At 44.8% G+C, this 17,763-nt stretch carries 17 protein-coding genes and 1 other RNA gene; 5 read left to right on the top strand and 13 right to left on the bottom strand.

The window, feature by feature from the left end; genetic code table 11:
* Positions 1-8: 8 nt before the first annotated feature.
* From QT987_RS20720 to QT987_RS20680, 9 genes are all read right to left on the bottom strand, one after another.
* The gene (locus QT987_RS20720; protein ID WP_333243717.1) at positions 9-665 is read right to left on the bottom strand and encodes a Uma2 family endonuclease; all 657 of its coding nucleotides are present in this window, start codon (positions 663-665) and stop codon (positions 9-11) included.
* A complete protein-coding gene (locus QT987_RS20715; protein ID WP_333243714.1) occupies positions 655-2,721 on the bottom strand; it encodes an AAA family ATPase in 2,067 nt (688 codons plus the stop codon). The genes QT987_RS20720 and QT987_RS20715 overlap by 11 nt, the downstream gene beginning before the upstream one ends.
* Complete coding sequence (locus QT987_RS20710; RefSeq protein WP_006632986.1) at positions 2,718-2,993, bottom strand: hypothetical protein; 276 nt, start codon at positions 2,991-2,993, stop codon at positions 2,718-2,720. The genes QT987_RS20715 and QT987_RS20710 overlap by 4 nt, the downstream gene beginning before the upstream one ends.
* An 86-nt stretch (positions 2,994-3,079) precedes the next feature.
* The gene (locus QT987_RS20705; RefSeq protein WP_333243795.1) at positions 3,080-4,426 is read right to left on the bottom strand and encodes a DNA phosphorothioation system restriction enzyme; all 1,347 of its coding nucleotides are present in this window, start codon (positions 4,424-4,426) and stop codon (positions 3,080-3,082) included.
* 90 nt (positions 4,427-4,516) lie between these two features.
* Entirely contained in the window at positions 4,517-5,092 is a 576-nt protein-coding gene (locus tag QT987_RS20700; protein ID WP_333243710.1) for a Uma2 family endonuclease, read from the bottom strand.
* A gap of 34 nt (positions 5,093-5,126) precedes the next feature.
* Positions 5,127-5,570, bottom strand: coding sequence for a hypothetical protein (locus QT987_RS20695; protein ID WP_333243707.1), 444 nt, complete (start codon positions 5,568-5,570; stop codon positions 5,127-5,129).
* A 198-nt stretch (positions 5,571-5,768) separates the two neighbouring features.
* Positions 5,769-6,149, bottom strand: coding sequence for a phasin-related domain-containing protein (locus QT987_RS20690; protein WP_333056143.1), 381 nt, complete (start codon positions 6,147-6,149; stop codon positions 5,769-5,771).
* A 23-nt stretch (positions 6,150-6,172) separates the two neighbouring features.
* Positions 6,173-6,269: signal recognition particle sRNA small type (gene ffs, locus QT987_RS20685), an RNA gene on the bottom strand.
* A gap of 23 nt (positions 6,270-6,292) precedes the next feature.
* Positions 6,293-6,559: a YciI family protein gene (locus QT987_RS20680; protein WP_333056144.1), complete on the bottom strand. Its 267-nt coding sequence runs from the start codon at positions 6,557-6,559 to the stop codon at positions 6,293-6,295.
* Positions 6,560-6,686: 127 nt separating this feature from the next.
* Between QT987_RS20680 and QT987_RS20675 the strand changes: the two genes are divergently transcribed.
* Positions 6,687-7,241, top strand: coding sequence for a 2'-5' RNA ligase family protein (locus tag QT987_RS20675; protein ID WP_333243704.1), 555 nt, complete (start codon positions 6,687-6,689; stop codon positions 7,239-7,241).
* 321 nt (positions 7,242-7,562) lie between these two features.
* On the opposite strand, the gene QT987_RS20670 is transcribed toward QT987_RS20675, so the two are convergent.
* A complete protein-coding gene (locus QT987_RS20670) occupies positions 7,563-8,249 on the bottom strand; it encodes a ComF family protein (protein ID WP_333243700.1) in 687 nt (228 codons plus the stop codon).
* 72 nt (positions 8,250-8,321) lie between these two features.
* Between QT987_RS20670 and QT987_RS20665 the strand changes: the two genes are divergently transcribed.
* From QT987_RS20665 to QT987_RS20655, 3 genes are all read left to right on the top strand, one after another.
* Complete coding sequence (locus QT987_RS20665) at positions 8,322-10,808, top strand: putative PEP-binding protein (RefSeq protein WP_333243697.1); 2,487 nt, start codon at positions 8,322-8,324, stop codon at positions 10,806-10,808.
* A gap of 297 nt (positions 10,809-11,105) precedes the next feature.
* Entirely contained in the window at positions 11,106-11,552 is a 447-nt protein-coding gene (locus QT987_RS20660; RefSeq protein WP_333243694.1) for a hypothetical protein, read from the top strand.
* 117 nt (positions 11,553-11,669) lie between these two features.
* Positions 11,670-11,825: a hypothetical protein gene (locus QT987_RS20655; protein ID WP_333243690.1), complete on the top strand. Its 156-nt coding sequence runs from the start codon at positions 11,670-11,672 to the stop codon at positions 11,823-11,825.
* Here the strand turns inward: QT987_RS20655 and QT987_RS20650 are convergent.
* From QT987_RS20650 to QT987_RS20640, 3 genes are all read right to left on the bottom strand, one after another.
* Positions 11,822-12,109 (bottom strand): RNA-binding protein, encoded by a 288-nt coding sequence (locus tag QT987_RS20650; RefSeq protein WP_333056152.1) that lies wholly within the window; start codon positions 12,107-12,109, stop codon positions 11,822-11,824. The two genes, QT987_RS20655 and QT987_RS20650, sit on opposite strands and share 4 nt — an antisense overlap.
* 786 nt (positions 12,110-12,895) lie before the next feature.
* Complete coding sequence (locus QT987_RS20645) at positions 12,896-14,461, bottom strand: methyl-accepting chemotaxis protein (protein ID WP_333243687.1); 1,566 nt, start codon at positions 14,459-14,461, stop codon at positions 12,896-12,898.
* A gap of 1,207 nt (positions 14,462-15,668) precedes the next feature.
* Positions 15,669-15,887: a hypothetical protein gene (locus QT987_RS20640; protein ID WP_333056154.1), complete on the bottom strand. Its 219-nt coding sequence runs from the start codon at positions 15,885-15,887 to the stop codon at positions 15,669-15,671.
* Positions 15,888-16,253: 366 nt separating this feature from the next.
* Between QT987_RS20640 and QT987_RS20635 the strand changes: the two genes are divergently transcribed.
* The gene (locus tag QT987_RS20635; protein ID WP_333243684.1) at positions 16,254-17,381 is read left to right on the top strand and encodes a transposase; all 1,128 of its coding nucleotides are present in this window, start codon (positions 16,254-16,256) and stop codon (positions 17,379-17,381) included.
* Positions 17,382-17,763: the final 382 nt, after the last annotated feature.

The raw sequence follows: 17,763 nt of genomic DNA, 5'->3' as shown, positions 1-17,763 counted from the left end.
AACTCCCTTCAACCTTGACTAAAAGTTTGAATCAACCAGCGATTAATTTCCCCATCATCTTGCGTCAGACTCCGGTTCAAAGCTTCCTCAACTAACCGGATTTCCAGCCCCGGTAAAACCCGCGACTCTTGAATTCTCCCGCTACCTCCGCCATTTATCGCAAACGCAAAAACCTCCCGCGTGTTTGCACGTTCAACCCAATATTCACTAATTCCTGCATTTTCGTAAAGCAACCGCTTACTGCCTAAATCATCGTTAAAAGAAGATGCACCAATTTCTATTATCAAATTAGGCGGATCGTATAGATTTAAATCAACAGCAGAATTGCTATCATCAGGAGGCACTCTTAAATCTGAACCGATGTAGTAAGCTAAATCAGGTTGAAACTCGCCGATACCTGCTTTGCGAAAACTGGTGTTAGTAAACTGAACTACTCGGATATTTCTCAATGTTGCAAACAGAATAACTACACAGGCCATAATTGAATTTTGACGCCCGTGCAATGGCCCTACTGGTGACATTTCTATCCTCATGTGTTCTTGATAGTAATAAAACTTGCCCTTTTCCCATGCTGAATCCTCAGCAAAATTTAGAAACTCTTCCCACGTCGCCTTCACCCAAATATCCGTTTCCAAAACCTGCGTAATTGCCGAATTAGAAGCCATAATCCACCTCTACAATTTCCGTATATTCAAATTCATTTGGACTGCGCCTAACTAAAGGATAGCGCGTCCCGCCAAGTTCGATCGCATCTTCTTCACAATCAGCTTTCGGAGAATTGTACACCAGCACGTATTCCCTGCCAGTGCAGCTTTCCATCTCTTGAGCAACTTCTCCGCGCCACTGAGTTTTTGTTACCAAAACTACTAATTGATTCGCCAACTTCGGCAGCTTATTGGCGATTTGCTTGCGATAAATCTCGTCCAAACTGCCAAAAGGAGAATCCATTACAATTGGAAACGTACTGCTATCCGGGCCCATCAAAGTATTCTTTTGACTCCACTCCCGCACGCCCTCAATAATTCCCCCGATAAACGATAAACTGAGAATTTGATTTTCTCCTGTAGAAGCGGCAACCAAAGATTCTTGTCCCGACGTATTTTCTACTAGCGTCAGTTCGTATTTATCGCTCAGTTTTGGGATATAAGGAGTAAAAGAAATTTGACTAAAAATATCTTGCACCCGCTTTTCCAACTGAGAACAAAACTGTTTTTCTAAGCGATCTCGCACTTCAGTTAGGCGATCGATCGCATCCTGAGTCGCAGCAATCCGGCGCTGGGCTAATACTTGCCTTTGCTCATTCAGTTGCTGCTTATCGATTTGCTTGTCCAAAGCCGACACCTGCACATTCAAACTCTCAATCTGCTGCTGGTTAGAGCCTGTTTCCCGGTGCAAATCGCCAATTTTTGCCTCAATTTCATCCAAGCGCTTTTGCAAGCGGCTGACATCCTCGTCAGGAAAATTTCGCAGCTTGTTGTGAATATCGTCTAACTGATTTTCCACCCGAGAAAGTTCGGTTCTGTCGCGGCTGATATTGCCTTGGTGTCGGTCAATTTCCTCCCAAAAATCAGCCACTTGTTTATCAATTTCATTTACCCTATCGCTAATCCGAATAGTTGTTTCTTCCACATCGCCCACACCCGCCTTATCCATCCAACCGCTAACCTGTTGGCGAGACTCAGAACCCTCCACTAATTCCGCACCGCAGATACACCGCTGCTGCGCTAATAACTCTTCCAAAAACGGCCGCTGAATCCCCGAAAGCAACGAGCCGCCTTCCCGCAAACCTTCAACAATTACTTTAAATTCAGCCGCAGCCTCTGACAGAAATACCCCATAACCCCGCATAGAGATTGAGCGTTTGAGAGCATCTGTAGCCTGTACAATTTGTTGCTTCAATAAACTTTTCTGCATTTCCAATTCGTCTCGCAACTTTTGTAAATCCGCAGCACCGCTAAGTTCCAATAAGTTACCATTAACTGCTTTTTTTAACTCCCCTTGGTTGACCAATTCCTGCTCGATTTCTACTTGTCTGCTCGAAAGTTGCTCAGCTTCTTGCTCAATTTTTTGCTTGTCTTTTAAAAGTTTCTTCGTTTCAGCATTCCCAATTATATTTAAATCTGTCTCTAGAGATTTTTTTGCTTCTAGTAAATGCCGGAGCGATCTATTCAACACTTCAACTCCCAGCAACTCCTTAGTAGCTTCCGCAATTTCTGCCTTCTTGTCATAGCGGACAATTTGCTCGATTCGCTCCCCATCAAAAAAGAAATATTTATGTAAACTTTCCGGCAAAATCCGCCCGATAATATCATCGGGATGCTGATCCGGCTTCAGCCACAGACCGTTATCTTTTGCTACATTCAGAAACAATTCAGCCTTACCATGTTCTACAGTATTTTCACTTTTATAAGCACGACAAATGCGTCTTGCTTGATAGCGCGTGCTGTCATGTTCAAACACAATTTCCGCCCAACAACCTACGGCTTTTCCCATTTCCGCCTCAGCCAAAGCGCGCTTGTTTACTAATTGTTCTTCTGCCGCAAAAGCCGCGCTAAATCTTCCGTAAAGTACCCACGTAAAGGCATTCATTAAGGCAGTTTTTCCGGCGCCATTATTCCCGTGAATTACTGTAATATTTTGCCCGCCCCAAGCTAGTTTAATTTCGGGACTTTTGCCGTAAAATTGACGAAAGTTGCATAGAGTAATTGAGATTAACTTCATACAATTGCTTCCTTAATGATTTTTAAAATGTCATCGTTAATGTGGCGAGGAGCTCTCATGTACAGTTTATCTTTTTCAATTTCCAATACCCGCTCAATAATTTGTCGGACTTCCGGTGGCGCGCTAGTAATTGGTTGCTGTACGTCGCTGAATTCCTGATGAGTTTGATAAGAAGAACGCTTTTCTGCTAAAATGCTTGTCGGTACGGCTGCGATCGCACTATCTTCATATCTAAATGCCATAATCAGATTTTCATGCAGATTTTCAGTCATTTTTTTTTCAAATATTAAAAGCTAGCAACTCAAACTACGATCGAATAATTCTCTATTCTCAAACATAAACCGAACCTTAATAAATGTCAAATGTCTAATAGCCCGTAACGCCTCTGAATTTGCAGCAATTTCACTCTAGCTTCCCCAGCATTGTCAGCTAAATCGGCAAATTCCAAGAACCGTTTCAACTCTTTTCGTAGCAAATTGCGCTCGACTTCTAAGGTTTCCCGACCCAAATCGGGAGGCAAAACTATCATGTCAAATAAAGTTGCCCTTTCCTTCCCCGGATGCGGCCGCAAAATGCGTCCCCGGCGCTGAATAAACTGGCGCGGATTGCTACTGCTTGCTAAAATTACAGCATTGCGAATTGCTGGAATATCAACGCCTTCATCCAAACAGCGAATCGCTACCAAACCTTGCAATTCTCCACTCTCAAATTGTCGGCGCAATCGTTCTCTTTCTGCTAAAGGAGTTGCCGCAGTATAAGTGTTAACTCGGTAGCCTAATTCTGAACCCAATAACTTCGCGGTTTCTGTTAGTTGGCGGTTGTTATTTCGGCGCGCCCCTCCTTCGATCGCACCGTCGCCGCAGTAAAATAAAGTGTGGGCTGTGTCGAGACGGTGAATCATTAATTCTCGCAAAGCTACTAATTTATTAGCCGCTGCCCCAATCAACCGAGCTCGCTGCATTAATAAAGTCGTTAAAGCATCGTTTTCTTCTACTTTTTCATCGCCCCAAAGCGCCCAGCCAATTTTTTGAGTTAAGCGGGAATATTTGCGGGTTTCGGCTTCGGTCAATTCTACTAAAATCGGATAGTATAAATAATGTACTAATGCTTTTTGGCGGATGGCATCTGCTAAGGTGAGTTCCGGCTGCAAAACTGGGCCGAAATAATCTAAAATAGCTTCTGTTCCCTGTTCGTCGAAATGCCTTTCTGGGGTGGCGGAAAGGGCGAGTCGCAGTCCAATATTGCGCGGCAAACTTTCTCCTAAACGGGGGGCGCCTAAGTTGTGAACTTCGTCTCCAATAATCAGGGTTTTTTCTGGGAAATAGCGCAGTTGCGATCGCAAACTATCTCCCATTAAGGTAGCATTAGTAGTGATGATTGTGAGAAATAGCCGATCGCCCGATCGCACTTCATACAAACCCGCAGCCAGCTTGTTTTGCCAACTACGGGCGCTATCAAAAGCCAAAATAGGTTTTAAACCAAATTTCTCGGATTCGCGCGCCCACTGATTAACCAGGTGGCAGTAAGGGCAAATTACGAGCAGGACTTGTAGGTTAATTTTATTGTATAATTCAGTGGCGATCGCCAGCGCAGTAATCGTCTTGCCGCTACCCGTCGCCATCTTCAGCGTACCGCGTCCCTGATTCGCAAACCAATTAGCAACCGCCACTCGCTGATACTCTCGCAATTGCAGCGATGGCGGCATTTTCGGAAATCCAAATTGCGAATTATTAGCCGTTGAGCGATTCACCTTTAAATGCCGTTAGATGCAAAATTCCCTATACTCAACTGTAACTCACGGGCGATCGAAACTTAACAGCCCAAACAAATCCGCCGCCGACAGTTGCAAACCTGACAGCACATCGAGCACAGGTAAAATATCCTGATTCTCTTTAGCCTCTGGTTGCTGCTGCGGTTTAAAAACAAGAACTAATTTTTCTGCCGGGTCAATCAACCAACCCAGTTTAGCATTGTGATTTAAGCAAAACAAAATATTATTAATGACCCGAGTTGGATTTTGATCCGGCGATAAAATCTCAATTGTCCAATCCGGTACAATTTCAAACCTATTTGCAATTTCTCCGTCAGCATCTAGAGGAATGCGATCCCACTCGAACACTGCTATGTCTGGAACAAGAGAACGTCCCCCAAAAGTGCAGCGCAATTCTGGAAACGCATAAGCTAACTTCTGCGGTTTGCCAACTCGATTAATAACAGATGGAAACTCGAATTGTAACGTGCTGTGTTTTCCTTGTGGCATAGCTTTTTGATAAATTTGACCATCAACATACTCGCTAGCAGGCTTAGTCTCTGGCAATAGCAGAAACTCTTCCAGAGAAATCTTTGACGGAGACTGAATTGACGTTACCATAAGCCATTAAACCCTCAACAACTCAACTGGGCCATTAAAAATCTGCATCGCCGTCTGTTTCCCAATCCGCACAACTTTCCGATTCCACACCAGTAGGGTGCATCGCACAAACCAACAAATTTCCCCCGTAAACTTGACCGTGATAGTTGCGACAACCGCGACAAGCCGGCTGTTGCGTCGGCGAAGGGTCTACATAAGTCACCATCGACAAATCTATCTCATCAAATTGCGGGTCGAAGTCGCGGCAAATTTCAATTATCGGTTCGATAAATTCATTCAATAAACCGTCAAATTCATTGAAATAACCGTCAATGTCGTTAATCAGATTATTTTGTACTTGTTCTGTAAACTCTTCCGACATTTTTGCCAAAACGTCCAGCATTTCGACAAACTCTTCGCCCACTTCGCTGAAAAAATGCTCTACTTCAGAAACAGCATTTTCCATTACTCCAAAAAAATCTTTAGACCAATCTTCCATGTATTTGACAGTTGGCTATTACAAAATATTTTACCGACAGGTGCAGCCAGCCTCATGTGAAGTGCTTGCACCTACTTTCAATTCTATTACCTATTGCCGGATATCCGGTCAAGTTTAACAGAGCAGATATTCAAAAAGGGAACTCAAGATTATTATCCTGAGTTCCCTTCCTGCTTTGCTGAGCGAGCTTTTTCCTGCTTAATCCCGCTTCAGCCGCCGCAATTCCTCTTGTAAATTCTGCACTTGTTCGCGGAGCTTGTCTACGCCGCCTGTCTCTTTAGCATCTTTTGCCGAGACATCTTCTTCCTCAGAAACAATTTCAATCCGCCGAGGTTCAGCGGGTTTTTCGTTTCCAGCCGAGGCTACGGGGGGCTGCTGCTGAGCCTGTTGCACCATATCATCAACAAAGCGACGAGCTTCTTCCGTGGACATCTCGCCCCGCTTCACCAATTCGTCTGCCAGCTTTTGGGCTTCAGTGCGTAATTCAGTTAACTTGCTGCCAGCTTTTTCACCAGCATAGGAAGCTAGCCCGACACCAAGGTAAACTGCTTTTTGTAAAATATCTCCGAAACCAGGCATAGGAGCTACACCTCATAAAACTGGGTGAACCGGAGACCACGCCTATTACAAGCATCCCGTGTTGCTGCTACCTTCCGGTCCTGACAAGATTTGGGCGTTGGAATCGCGTGGGTCCAGTTCATTTATGAGTATAACACAGTTATTTATTCTTCAACCACACACCAGTGATAAATTTCATAAATAACGCAACCGTTCTTCACCAGCGGGTCTTCAGCGACGATCGCCCTCGCCTCATCCATCGAACCCGCCTCAAACAGCAACATACCGCCGCCCCGCCGCCCCCAGTAGCCAGTTTTCGCTCGGTGTCCTTTAGAAATCAACTCTCGGACATAAGCTCTGTGAGCTGGCACGTATTGGTCAAAGACAGGCTTTTCGACAATTCCTTGCTCAATTTTGACAAACCAAGGCATTTTAAATTTTAGATTTTAGATTTTGGATTTTGGATTGTAGATTGGGAATGGAGTTTTTGGTACAAGCCTTGAGTAAATACTCGATTTTCCATACTCCGCCATTTCTTCCTCACTGCGATGTTATCCCATGAACCCGTCAAAACAGCGATTTTTTATTGCCCTAGTGCCGCCTCCCGATATTGAACAACACATTACTGAGATTAAACTATATTTTGCGGAACATTACAACAGCCGCGGTGCTTTGAATTCCCCGCCGCACATCACGCTGCAACCTCCTTTTCACTCGTTAGCGGAGGATGTTCCCAAATTAGAGGAAAGTTTGAACCAGTTTTCTGCAAATCGGCGGCCCATTCCCGTTACTCTATCTGGTTTTGCTGCTTTCACGCCCCGCGTCATTTACGCTGATGTTTTCAAATCGCCCGAATTGCTGGAGATTCACTCATCTTTGATGAGTTATTTGGAGGCAAATTTGGGAATTGTCGATCGAGTTTCTCAAAGTCGCCCATTTGTACCGCACATGACAGTAGCATTTCGCGATTTAACTAAGGAGAATTTTCAAACAGCTTGGTTGGAATTTGCAGGGCGATCGCTCCACTTTGAGTTTACCGCTTCGGCGTTAACTTTACTGCTTCACGACGGCAGCCGGTGGAACATCAGCAATCAATTCCCGCTTTCCGCCTAAACTCTCTCCCTTCTCTTTCTTTGCGTCTTCGCGGTTCGTTTTCCCAAAATTTTTTATTATAGGTTTGTAATAAGGACTTTAGTCATCACTACAAACCTGTTTAAACTCAGATGTTGCACCATTGTCAAGAACGGGCAAGATGCCCGTTCCACAAAGAATGAGTTTTCTTGTGGAACAGGCCGAAAAGCCTGTTCCTAAACGGGCAAGATGCCCGTTCCACAAAGAATGAGTTTTCTTGTGGAACAGGCCGAAAAGCCTGTTCCTAAACAAGTAATTGAAAATGGTGCAAGATGTGAGTTTAAACTCACTCGTCAAAATAGGCTACCTATTAATCTTATTCGGAGTTGCAAGTGCCACAGTTCCATAAACCGAAATTCCCGATTGTTCCAAAATTTTAATTGCCGACTTAACCGTAGTACCGCTAGTGTAAATATCATCAACTAACAGCACTCGATCGCGCGGGAGGCGACGACGGAAATCTTTCCCCAAACCTAAAGCATTTTTCATTTCCGCTTGGCGCTGCTGCGGCGTCAGAGCGAATAAAGCCTGAGTATTTTTCACCCGATCCAAACCGTGCCGCTGCAAAGGCAAACCAGTCAGATCGCAAAAACTTTCAGCCAAAAGTTCCGCCTGGTTAAAACCGCGCTGCTTGAGCTTTTCTTTGTGCAGGGGAATCGGTACAACAGTTAAATTGTCTATAGCTAATTCGGGAAAACTCAGCCAAGCTTCCGCCAGCCAGCCGCCGAGAGGTTTGGCTAATTGCGGATTGCCGTCATATTTCAAAGCTGCGATCGCCCGTTTGAGAGCCCCGCCATACTCACCCCACACAAAAACACGCTGCTGTGAATGCCAAAATCGACCCGGATCGCTTAATTGACATTGCTGAAGCTGCTTGTCACAGTAGGGACAAAACTCTCCGGCGGCCGGTCGCTGACAAAGAGGACAGTTAGACTTAAGAAATAGATTGAGAAAAGATTTGACTAATCCCGTCCATTGTCGCTTGTTCATCCTAAAATTGTCGTAAGTGATTAATGGGAAAAACTATCAAATTCAATCTGTTTCCACGGACAGGCTCGCAGCGTGAAAAACCTCTACTGGTTAGACAAAATTCAACCTTCAGACAGAGATGCAGTGGGAGAAAAAGCATTTTACTTGAGCTGTTTGCTCCAGAAAAATCATCCCGTTGTACCGGGTTTTGTCGTGCCGGCTACTACATTCTGGCAGTTTTTAGAGTCGATCGACTGCCTAGAACCGCTGTTTGCTGACTGGCCACACTCTTCCCTGCACTTGAATGTCGATGAACCCAGACAACTGCAATCGATCGCCCGCAGCATCCGCCACCAAATCCTCACCGGCAAACTGCCCGATTCACTGCTCTCCACCCTAGAGTCTGCTGTTTCTCAACTCAACTCACAGTCAAACTTAAACTCCACAGCCTTAATTTTTCGCCCTTCCCTGACTTCCTGGAACCCGAAAACAGTCGGCATTCTGGCATCTCAGGCAGTACGGGCAGAACCCGAAGCCATTGGGGACGGACTCAAACGAGCTTGGGCAGAAATGTTCAGAGCCCGAAGTCTATTTTACTGGCAGCGGTGCGGCCTGCGGGTACAGCAAATCAATCCCGCAGTTTTGGTGCAGCCACTTCAAGAAGCCATCGCCGCGGGCGAGGTAAAAATAAAGGCGGGTGCACAGTGGGAAATCCAAGCCACCAGCGGTTTGGGATTGTCCCTCGCAAGGGGAGAAACCATCCCCGATTACTATCAAGTGCAGCCAGAAACAAGCGCGGTTAAATTCCAGCGGATCGGTTACAAAACATTAGCCTACAATCTCAAAGTCGGCGATGGTGAACCGAAAAAAAAACTGCTACTGGGCAAGTTTGCTGCTTTCCCAATTCCCGATTCTCCATTTATAATTCCTGATTTTGCGGATTGTTGTGTGCAAGTTTTAGCGCTGGGAGAAGAAGCACAAACACAATACGTTTTAGAGGAATCGCAACTACAAGAAATCATTGAATTGAGTAAAAAAGCGATCGCCGAATTTGACTCAGATTTAATTTTGGAGTGGACGCTAAACCAGACAGAAAACAGCGGCGAACTGCAGTTTTATTTCACTCAAGTTCGTCTTGTCAAAGCGGAAAAAGTCGCGCCACTAGAGGAAAATTCGAGATCCCTCCGGCAGCCAAACTCGATCGCAAGAGCCCGAACTCCTGCCATACTCAGAGGTGTGGCAGCAGCATCAGGAAAAGCCGAAGCAATTGCCCAAGTTATGACTAATTCCCACCCAGAAAACGCCGAATTCTTAGCCGGAGGCATTTTAGTAGCCCGGACAATCGATCCGAATTGGCTGCCTTGGCTGAAGGTTGCTGCTGGGGTGGTTGCCGAACAAGGAGGTATGACAGGCCACGGCGCCATTTTAGCAAGAGAATTGGGGATTCCCGCCGTTGTGGGAGTGACCGGGGCCACGCGGGTGATCGCCTCGGGCGATTCGGTTTTGGTAGACGGCGATACCGGAGAAGTTTTTGCCCTCGCCCAACCCGATGGGATCGAGATAGCAGACAGCCGCCGACTTCTGGACACAGCAAAAAAGGCAGATACATACAGTACAGCGGCCAAAATGTCAATAGCCAAGCACCAATCTTCTACCTCCGATCGATCGTCCAATTCCGAGCCTAAATCTCGACAATCTGAGTCTACTCAATATGTTTGGGGCCCACCAACGGCGACTCAACTGCTAGTTAATGTCAGCCAAACAAGTTCGATTGACCGCCTCAAAAATCTGCCAATAGACGGCATCGGATTGCTGCGATCGGAATTAATGGCATTAGAAGCTTTGGACTGTGAAAACCCCAAAGTTTGGCTACAAGACGGCCGCCAATCGGAATTTGTCGATCGCATGGCGGATTGCCTCAGCTTATTTGCTGCTGCCGTTTCCCCGCAGCCAATATTTTATCGCTCTCTCGATTTACGCGAGTCAGGCGACCACGGCAGTTTCAGTTATACCTTTGAACCGGAATTATTTGATTGGGAACTCTGCGTACTTCAAAAAGTCTGCGAGTCAGGTCATACAAATGTTAATTTAATTTTGCCTTTCGTGCGATCGGTTGAGGAGTTTATCTACTGCCGCCAGCGCTTAGAAACTGTTTGGAAAAACCGCTCGCCCGAATTTCAACTGTGGATTATGGCGGAAGTTCCTTCGGTGTTATTTTTATTACCAGATTACGTAAAAGCCGGGGTTCAAGGAATTTCCATCGGCACCAACGATTTAACCCAATTTCTGTTAGGCATTCACCGCAACTCCGACCAGGTAGCAGGTGCATTTAACGGGCGCGAGCGAGCAGTGATGAGGGCGATCGAACAATTAATCAAACAAGCCAGGGCTGTCGGCATTCCTTGCTCGATCTGTGGCGACGCTCCCGCATTGTATCCCGATACAGTTGAATCCTTCGTGCGGTGGGGAATTTCGTCTATTTCGGTCAATGTCGATGCAGCAGAACAAACTAGCAGGGCGATCGTCCGCGCCGAACAGCGCCTGCTGCTAGAAGCCGCTCGATCGATAATTAACAATTAACCACTCCCGCACCCACTTTACCTCAGAAATCCGGTTTCTACTCTAAATCATAGCTTTGGCAAGCAGCCACCCCCTCAGAAATCGGCTTTCTAAACAACCCGTGCATCCACGGATATTAACCACTACAGAAGCCCGGTTTCTAATTATATAGCAACCGCCCAGACAGTGAGGACATTTTTAATTGGTGAAACATGAGCCCAAGATTGCTTCTTCCTTCTTTTTCCTTCCGCTATCAAAAGATCAGATTTTAAAGCTATGCTAGAAATATCAGCAACACTTGAATCGGAGGTACAAACAGTGAAATCAAAAATTATTGCAACCGCAGCAATACTTGCCGCTCTCGGCTTTCTGCATCCCCATCCAGCATTATCTCAACCTGCAACTGACGGCGGGACAAAACCCGGATTCTGGCAACCTCAAGCGCAGGTTGACAATACTCGCAACATTACCCTCAGACTGTTAAATGAAACGGGATTGAACCTAGAATACGGTGAATCAGGTGGCAGCTTGTCATCCTTGCCAGTCGGAGCCAGCAGAAACATCAGTGTTCGCCTCAGCAATCGTACCGGCGACATTGCCAATATTCCGATTAATGCCACAACAGCAACCACAACTTTGAAATACGACTATAACGTTGACTCGCAGACAAACATTTTGACGATTCGCATCACCAGAGCAGACGGCCGCACTAGGCAAGACCGGTCAGTTTATATTGATGAAAAAGGGCGAGTTTACTCTTTTTAAGATTAACGCTCATCAACCCGGTTTCTCCTGACAAATTTTGCTTTTAGCAGCCCGGTATCGCCCAAGAAATCGGGTTTCTAGACTAGCGTGCCTAAATTCTGTCTTGCTCAAAAAGTTATGAATCAAGTGCAGCCCACAAAGAATCGATGTTTTTGTGCAGCGGATTTGACATTTCATCCCCAAAATCAACTGCTGGTAGCAATTCGGCGCTACTGGCGCACTGGTGCATCAGGTGGGTTCCGAGAGGATGTCAACCGCCGCATCCCAGACTAATATCCGTCGTTTCTATTGATACCTGCGCCTCGATTTCCCTCTTCTTTCGGTTTAGCTTTGTTCACTCGCAAGGGGCGCCCCATCCACTCTGCACCGTCTAATTCGGCAATTGCAGCGTCTTCTTGGGCATCCTCCATCATCTCAACAAATGCAAAACCGCGCATCCGACCGGTTTCCCTGTCGGTAGGCAAGACAACTCGCTTGACTGTGCCGTATTCTGCAAATACTGCTTTCAGGTCTTCTTCGGTGGCGCGGTAAGACAGATTTCCAATGTAGATAGTCATGTCGATCGAACTGAACTTGTTGTGCTATACATAATAACCTGTTAATTTAACTGTCAAGTGCTATCTAGCATACAACTGGGCGATCGACTCTGACTAAAAGGGTTTGCCGCACTCACCGAAAGCATCCAGGATACAAGCCCCCTGATTTATGCGTGGATAAATAAAAAACCTGTATCCGAGAAACTTGCCCCCCGAATTTATCTCGCGCAAGTCAATGCTTCAATTCTAAAATCTAAAATCTAAAATCTAAAATCGATTGACCAACCCTTGGTACTGGCTGCAATAGTTAGCTTAATCAAAACTCATCTCCTCACTCGCCCTGCGAATGAGTGAGGATATGAGTTTTGGGGCGACGAGGAATCCCACCCCTGAACAATACTTGATTTTAATCTGATCGCTGATTGGTGGGCGACGAATCACCAAGCATCTTCGGAAACATAGCGACTAACAAGGTATAATATATTAGGTTGCTCTGGGCCACGAGCGTTGATATAGCGGTTGTCAACTTTCGTGAGGTACTTGGCAATTAATTACCAATTCCCCACTTCTGCCCTTCTTTCATCTAAAATTCAAATCTATACCTCACTCACTTGAGAATTACTATACACATCTAGACAGCCCTTTGAGGAAACCTACTTCACATCTCCCCAACCCTTGCCTAAACGGGGAGATGTCACTTTCAATCCTTGGGCAAAATTTGGAATTGCCAAGTGGAAATGAGGAATTGGGAACATTTTCTCTCCATCTCCTTCATCCCCAGTTTAGGATATTACTTTCTTTTCTCAATTAAACTAAGGATTTGAGATTTAAAGCCGCTTTGTTAAGTGTTTGAGTGCCAATTCGACTTTGGGTAATACCGCTGGCTGTTTCCGCTGCTCCTTTATTCAGAACATTCATCGCATCTACCACTTGCTCAATAGCGATCGCCTGCTGTTTGGTATTAAGATAAATTTGCTGACTGCTGACAACAACACTGTTAATAGCATTAGCAACATTGTTAAAATTATCCGCCGTACCTTCAGTCAATTTCAGGCTATTATCTAAAGTTTTCTTGCCCTCATCTGTTACCATCACTGTTTTATTAATGGAATTCTTAATACCGTTTATCAAATCACTAATCTGATCCGACGATTTTTTGCTTTGATCTGCCAGTCTGCGAATTTCCGTCGCCACCACCCCAAACCCCTTTCCTTGTTCTCCCGTGCGTACTGCTTCCACTGTAGCGTTAATCGCCAGCATATTAGTTTGACTAGCCAAATCGCTGACTAAATTGGTAATATTAGCAATCTGATTGGTTTGCTGGCTCAAGTTTAAAACTTGAGCGGCAATTGCTCCGACTTTTTCCGTCAAACTCAACATTCCCTGCTGGGTTTTATGCACCACTTTACTGCCTTCGGCAGCCATATTTAAGACATTACTGGCATTTTCAAGGGCTGATTCGGCTTGCATAGCTGATTGCCTCGATGATGCGCCCAATTCATCCATTGTGGTGGTTGTTTGATTAACAGAAGCAGCTTGTTGTACAGCAATACGTTCCTGTTGCTCAATTGTAGCCGCTATCTCGGTAGAAGAACTGACAATCATATTAATAATACCTTTGAGCGCTCGATCTAAAGGTTTGGCGATCGCTATGCTTAAAGATATGCCTAAAATAATCGCTATTAGCGGCCCCAATGTCATGCCCAATACTACAGCTATTTGAGTTTTTTTACGATCGTTTTCTGCGCTTTTATAAGCTTCGTCTGCTTCCTTTCGGTTGGATTCAGCTACTGCTAAAGTGGCTTGTTCAGATTTGATAAATCTAACACGAATCACCTTAGCTTGCTGACTAAGTTTATTCAAAAGGTTAGTAGCTGTGTTTGCTCTTGCCATTTCCGGCGAATTACTTTTACCCTGCTTAAGTAGTTCAATCTGCAAAGCCAAAGGATTGAAAATTCCCAGTGTTTCAAATTCTTTATTAATTAGCAGGAGTTCTTGAGCTTCCTGCTGCCACTCCTCCCAATACTTAAGCATTTGTTGATATAGTGCGTCTTCATCTGAGGTACGAGGAAGCACTTCGTATGCTTTAAAGCCATTTTGAATCTGCTGCCAAGCCTTGTCCATTCTGTTTAAAGCATCTTGCCTTTCTGCTTGACTGAGTGCGGGATGAATTAGCGCTCTTTCGGATGACTCAATTTGGGTTTGTCCCTCGTTAATTTTCAATAATGCTTCAATACTCGGTAATTTATTTTTACCGAGAGTCTCTATGTGTTGACTGAGATTGGATGTTGAACTCCATCCTACCCAGGCTACTAAAAATACTAAAAGTCCCATCGTCAGAAAGGCACTGATTAGTCTGGTTTGTAAATTCATTTTTCTCAACATACTATTTCTGCTTACTTCTACTACAGTTATCCTCGCTGCAATTATGGACATATCTTGTATATTATAGCTTCTATCAGGTAGATGAATTACCTATTAAAAGTTTACATTTGAGTTTTTGCCTGTTAAAAGTAGTAATGAATTGATGAGTAAGCTGTTCGGCATTTAAAAGACGATAGTAGGGTGGGTCATTACAGAAATGTTTCCCGCATAAGCGCGTAAGTGTTAACTCCTGACCACGAATTTCAAAGGTGGTACCCGCCACGTGATTTATCTGTGGAATCAATTGAAAGCATCTCAAATCGAAAATCCTCAAGAAAGAGCATTTATCCGGGGAGTCAATTCTTTAATCTCAAATCTCAAATCTCAAATCGATTGACGCACCATACAAGCCTCGTTACTGCTTTAAATGCTCCACAGCTTATAGCAATCCTCGCATCAGTTGTACAAATATGTAGGGGTAGTGCCTGTGCCTACCCCCCACGGATTGGGGCAACCGGGCGTGAGTTTTGCCCCTAGAACAATTACACAATTCACTTAGAATCGCTATAAGCTGTTGCGGCATTTAAATTATATGTCAAAAAACAATCAAACTCTTGTGGGGAGTAGGGTTGGGCTTCTAGCCCGCCCCTAATATATAATTTAAATGCGCGACAGCTTATAAGTTAATTTAATAAGGAAAATGATACAATTATATTTGAGGATTTTATGATCAGGTAACTTACCGAGATTATGGAAAAATGCTTTGGGAGTGATGGAGAATAATCATAGAAACAGACAAAATAATTAAATAAAGTAATCAATAAAAAGGGCGAAAGTAATATACTTGTCGCCCCCTTCGCCTGATTTATCATAAACCTGAAAAATTAGGATCAAAATTTAAAAATATTTTCAGTTTGATTAACAAAAAAAATATCAATAATTAGGAAATGCGATCGAGTTTGCATTTCGTCAACTTTCTCAGCAAGATATTTGGAACTGGTTTACACACTGGTGTTATTGTACTTCATCTATCTGAAAAAGGCTATACGGGAATCGCTTGTGTCTGTGCAGACTTTCTAGCGGGGACTGAGAAATTCAGTCTAGCCAAATGTGGAAATCCAGTAAGGGAAAAACGCGAGAAGCCAAACTGTGAAGTTTGGAAGCCCACGCCATAACTGTAATCAGTTTGGCGTTGGGATGATGTTACTGCTTTTCCTTAGTCGATCGAGATTGACTGAGGCCCGCTGCTTTTACCGTTGGTGGGTTCGGCTGGGGGAGTAGTGTAGGAAGTTGAACCAGCTTGCTCGTCGATCCAGCTTTTAACGGGATCTTCGTGAAGGTTGAGTCGAAGCAGGCCAGATAAAAATCCGCCCGCGAAGGCGATCGGCTGTTCGATCAATTCTTTCGCCATTGGGATGAGTTCGTCGATGAACATTCAAGAGTCTCCTTGTGTTGCAGGGGTTCTACCTTAACTGTATCGTTTGTACTGCGATGCTGGCAGCGGGTTACAAAAAACCTTCCAGCGCTGAAGATGGGCGATCCTCTTCGAGGGCTTCGCTAACGGGCAATTTTTCGGCTAATGACTTACCGAAAAACTGGGTCTAAAGCCCCGTCCTTCGCTTGACGGCTTTTCCTCTTTAAGTTTATCAATCCAGCCCTCTATAAGTTGGGTCATTGTTTTTTCTTTCTGTTTGGCAATTCTCCGCAGCTTCTCTAGCCGACTCACGGCAATGCGAATACTTAATCTTTCTCTGGTCATTTAGCTACCCAATTGCCACCCTATTATGTTATCGTAGTAAGCATGAAAGCAAGATATCAGTACCGTTTCTATCCAACAAGCCCACAGCAGCAGAGCTTAGCTCAGTTGTTCGGTTGCGTTCGTGTTGTGTATAACGATGCTCTTGCAATCTGCAAACAATCTCAAAAGAAGCCTAAATCGGCCCAACTCCAAAAGATTGTTATCACTCAGGCAAAAAAGACTGAGGAAAGAGCTTGGTTAGGCGAAGTCTCTGCAATTCCATTGCAACAGTCAGTGGCAGACTTAGAAGCAGCATTCAAAAACTTTTTTGAGTCTTGCAAGAGCAAAAGAAAAGGACGCAAAGTCGGCTATCCTAAGTTCAAAAAGCGCACAAACAGCCAGTCTGCAAGGTTGACTCGCGGAGGTTTCTCAATCAAAGGAGATGGAGTTTATCTAGCCAAGATCGGTATTGTTAAACCAATCTGGTCGAGGGAGCTACCCTCCGAGTCCAGTTCGATCACGGTAATCAAAGACTGTGCGAACCGCTATTTACTCAGCTTTGTCGTAGAAATTCAACCCAATCGAGTTGATGCCAAGAACCAAAGTATCGGCATCGATTTGGGAATTAAAACTTTTGCGGTAATGAGTGATGGAACATCAGCCCAAAGTCCCAGTTACAAAAAGTTAGACCGAAAAATCCGCAAGCTGCAACGCAAGTTAGCCCGCCAGCCCAAAGACTCAAAGCGCCGGAACAAAACCCGCATTCAGATTGCCAAGCTCCACAATCAGATTGCTGAGACTCGCAAGGATTTTTTGCACAAACTATCTACCAAGGTTGTAAGTGAAAACCAAACCATTGTCTTGGAAGATTTAAACGTGTCTGGCATGGTCAAAAACCGCAAAATTGCTAGGGCAATTAGTCTACAGGGATGGAGAGAATTTCGGGTATTGTGCGAGGCTAAATCTGAAAAGTTTGGGCGTGAGTTCGTAATTATTAGTCGATGGGAACCTACAAGCCAAACTTGCTCTGATTGCGGATATAAATGGGGAAAAATTGATTTGTCTGTGCGTTCTATACTTTGCTTAAATTGCGGTACAGAACACGACCGAGATGAAAACGCTTCGGTAAATATAGAAAAAGTCGGCCTGGGGCATCGGCACGACTCTAAATGTAGTGCGACTCGTTTCTAGGTGAATCAATAACCTAGAGTCCTTACATCGCCTGGGTTTCAACCCTAAATAAAGTAAGGATAACTGTAGAGGGATGGAGGTGCAAGTCCTCCCCATTAAGGATGATGTGACGCCAAACCTACCCACACAGAGACTGATTATCAAAGTGAAGCTGGGAATAGGACGGGAAAAACAAGGGCTGTGATGCCTGGATACCCGTTAGGCAGGCTGACATGGACAACAAATGTGAATCTTCGGAAAAAGCATCCAAAGAGTACCGATGGAAACGAACATCGGATAATCACACAAAACCCGCACTGAAATTACGTTAACAAGTGCAATCCTGGGTTGTGGTGGGTGAAGTGAAGAGTCCTAAATCAGCAAATATCACTCTACGGAACGA

The sequence above is a fragment of the Microcoleus sp. SVA1B4 genome, from assembly GCF_036700545.1.
Classification (GTDB): domain Bacteria; phylum Cyanobacteriota; class Cyanobacteriia; order Cyanobacteriales; family Microcoleaceae; genus Microcoleus.
The sequence above is the reverse complement of the archived record's forward strand: the minus strand, read 5'-3'. Positions and strand labels throughout refer to the sequence as shown.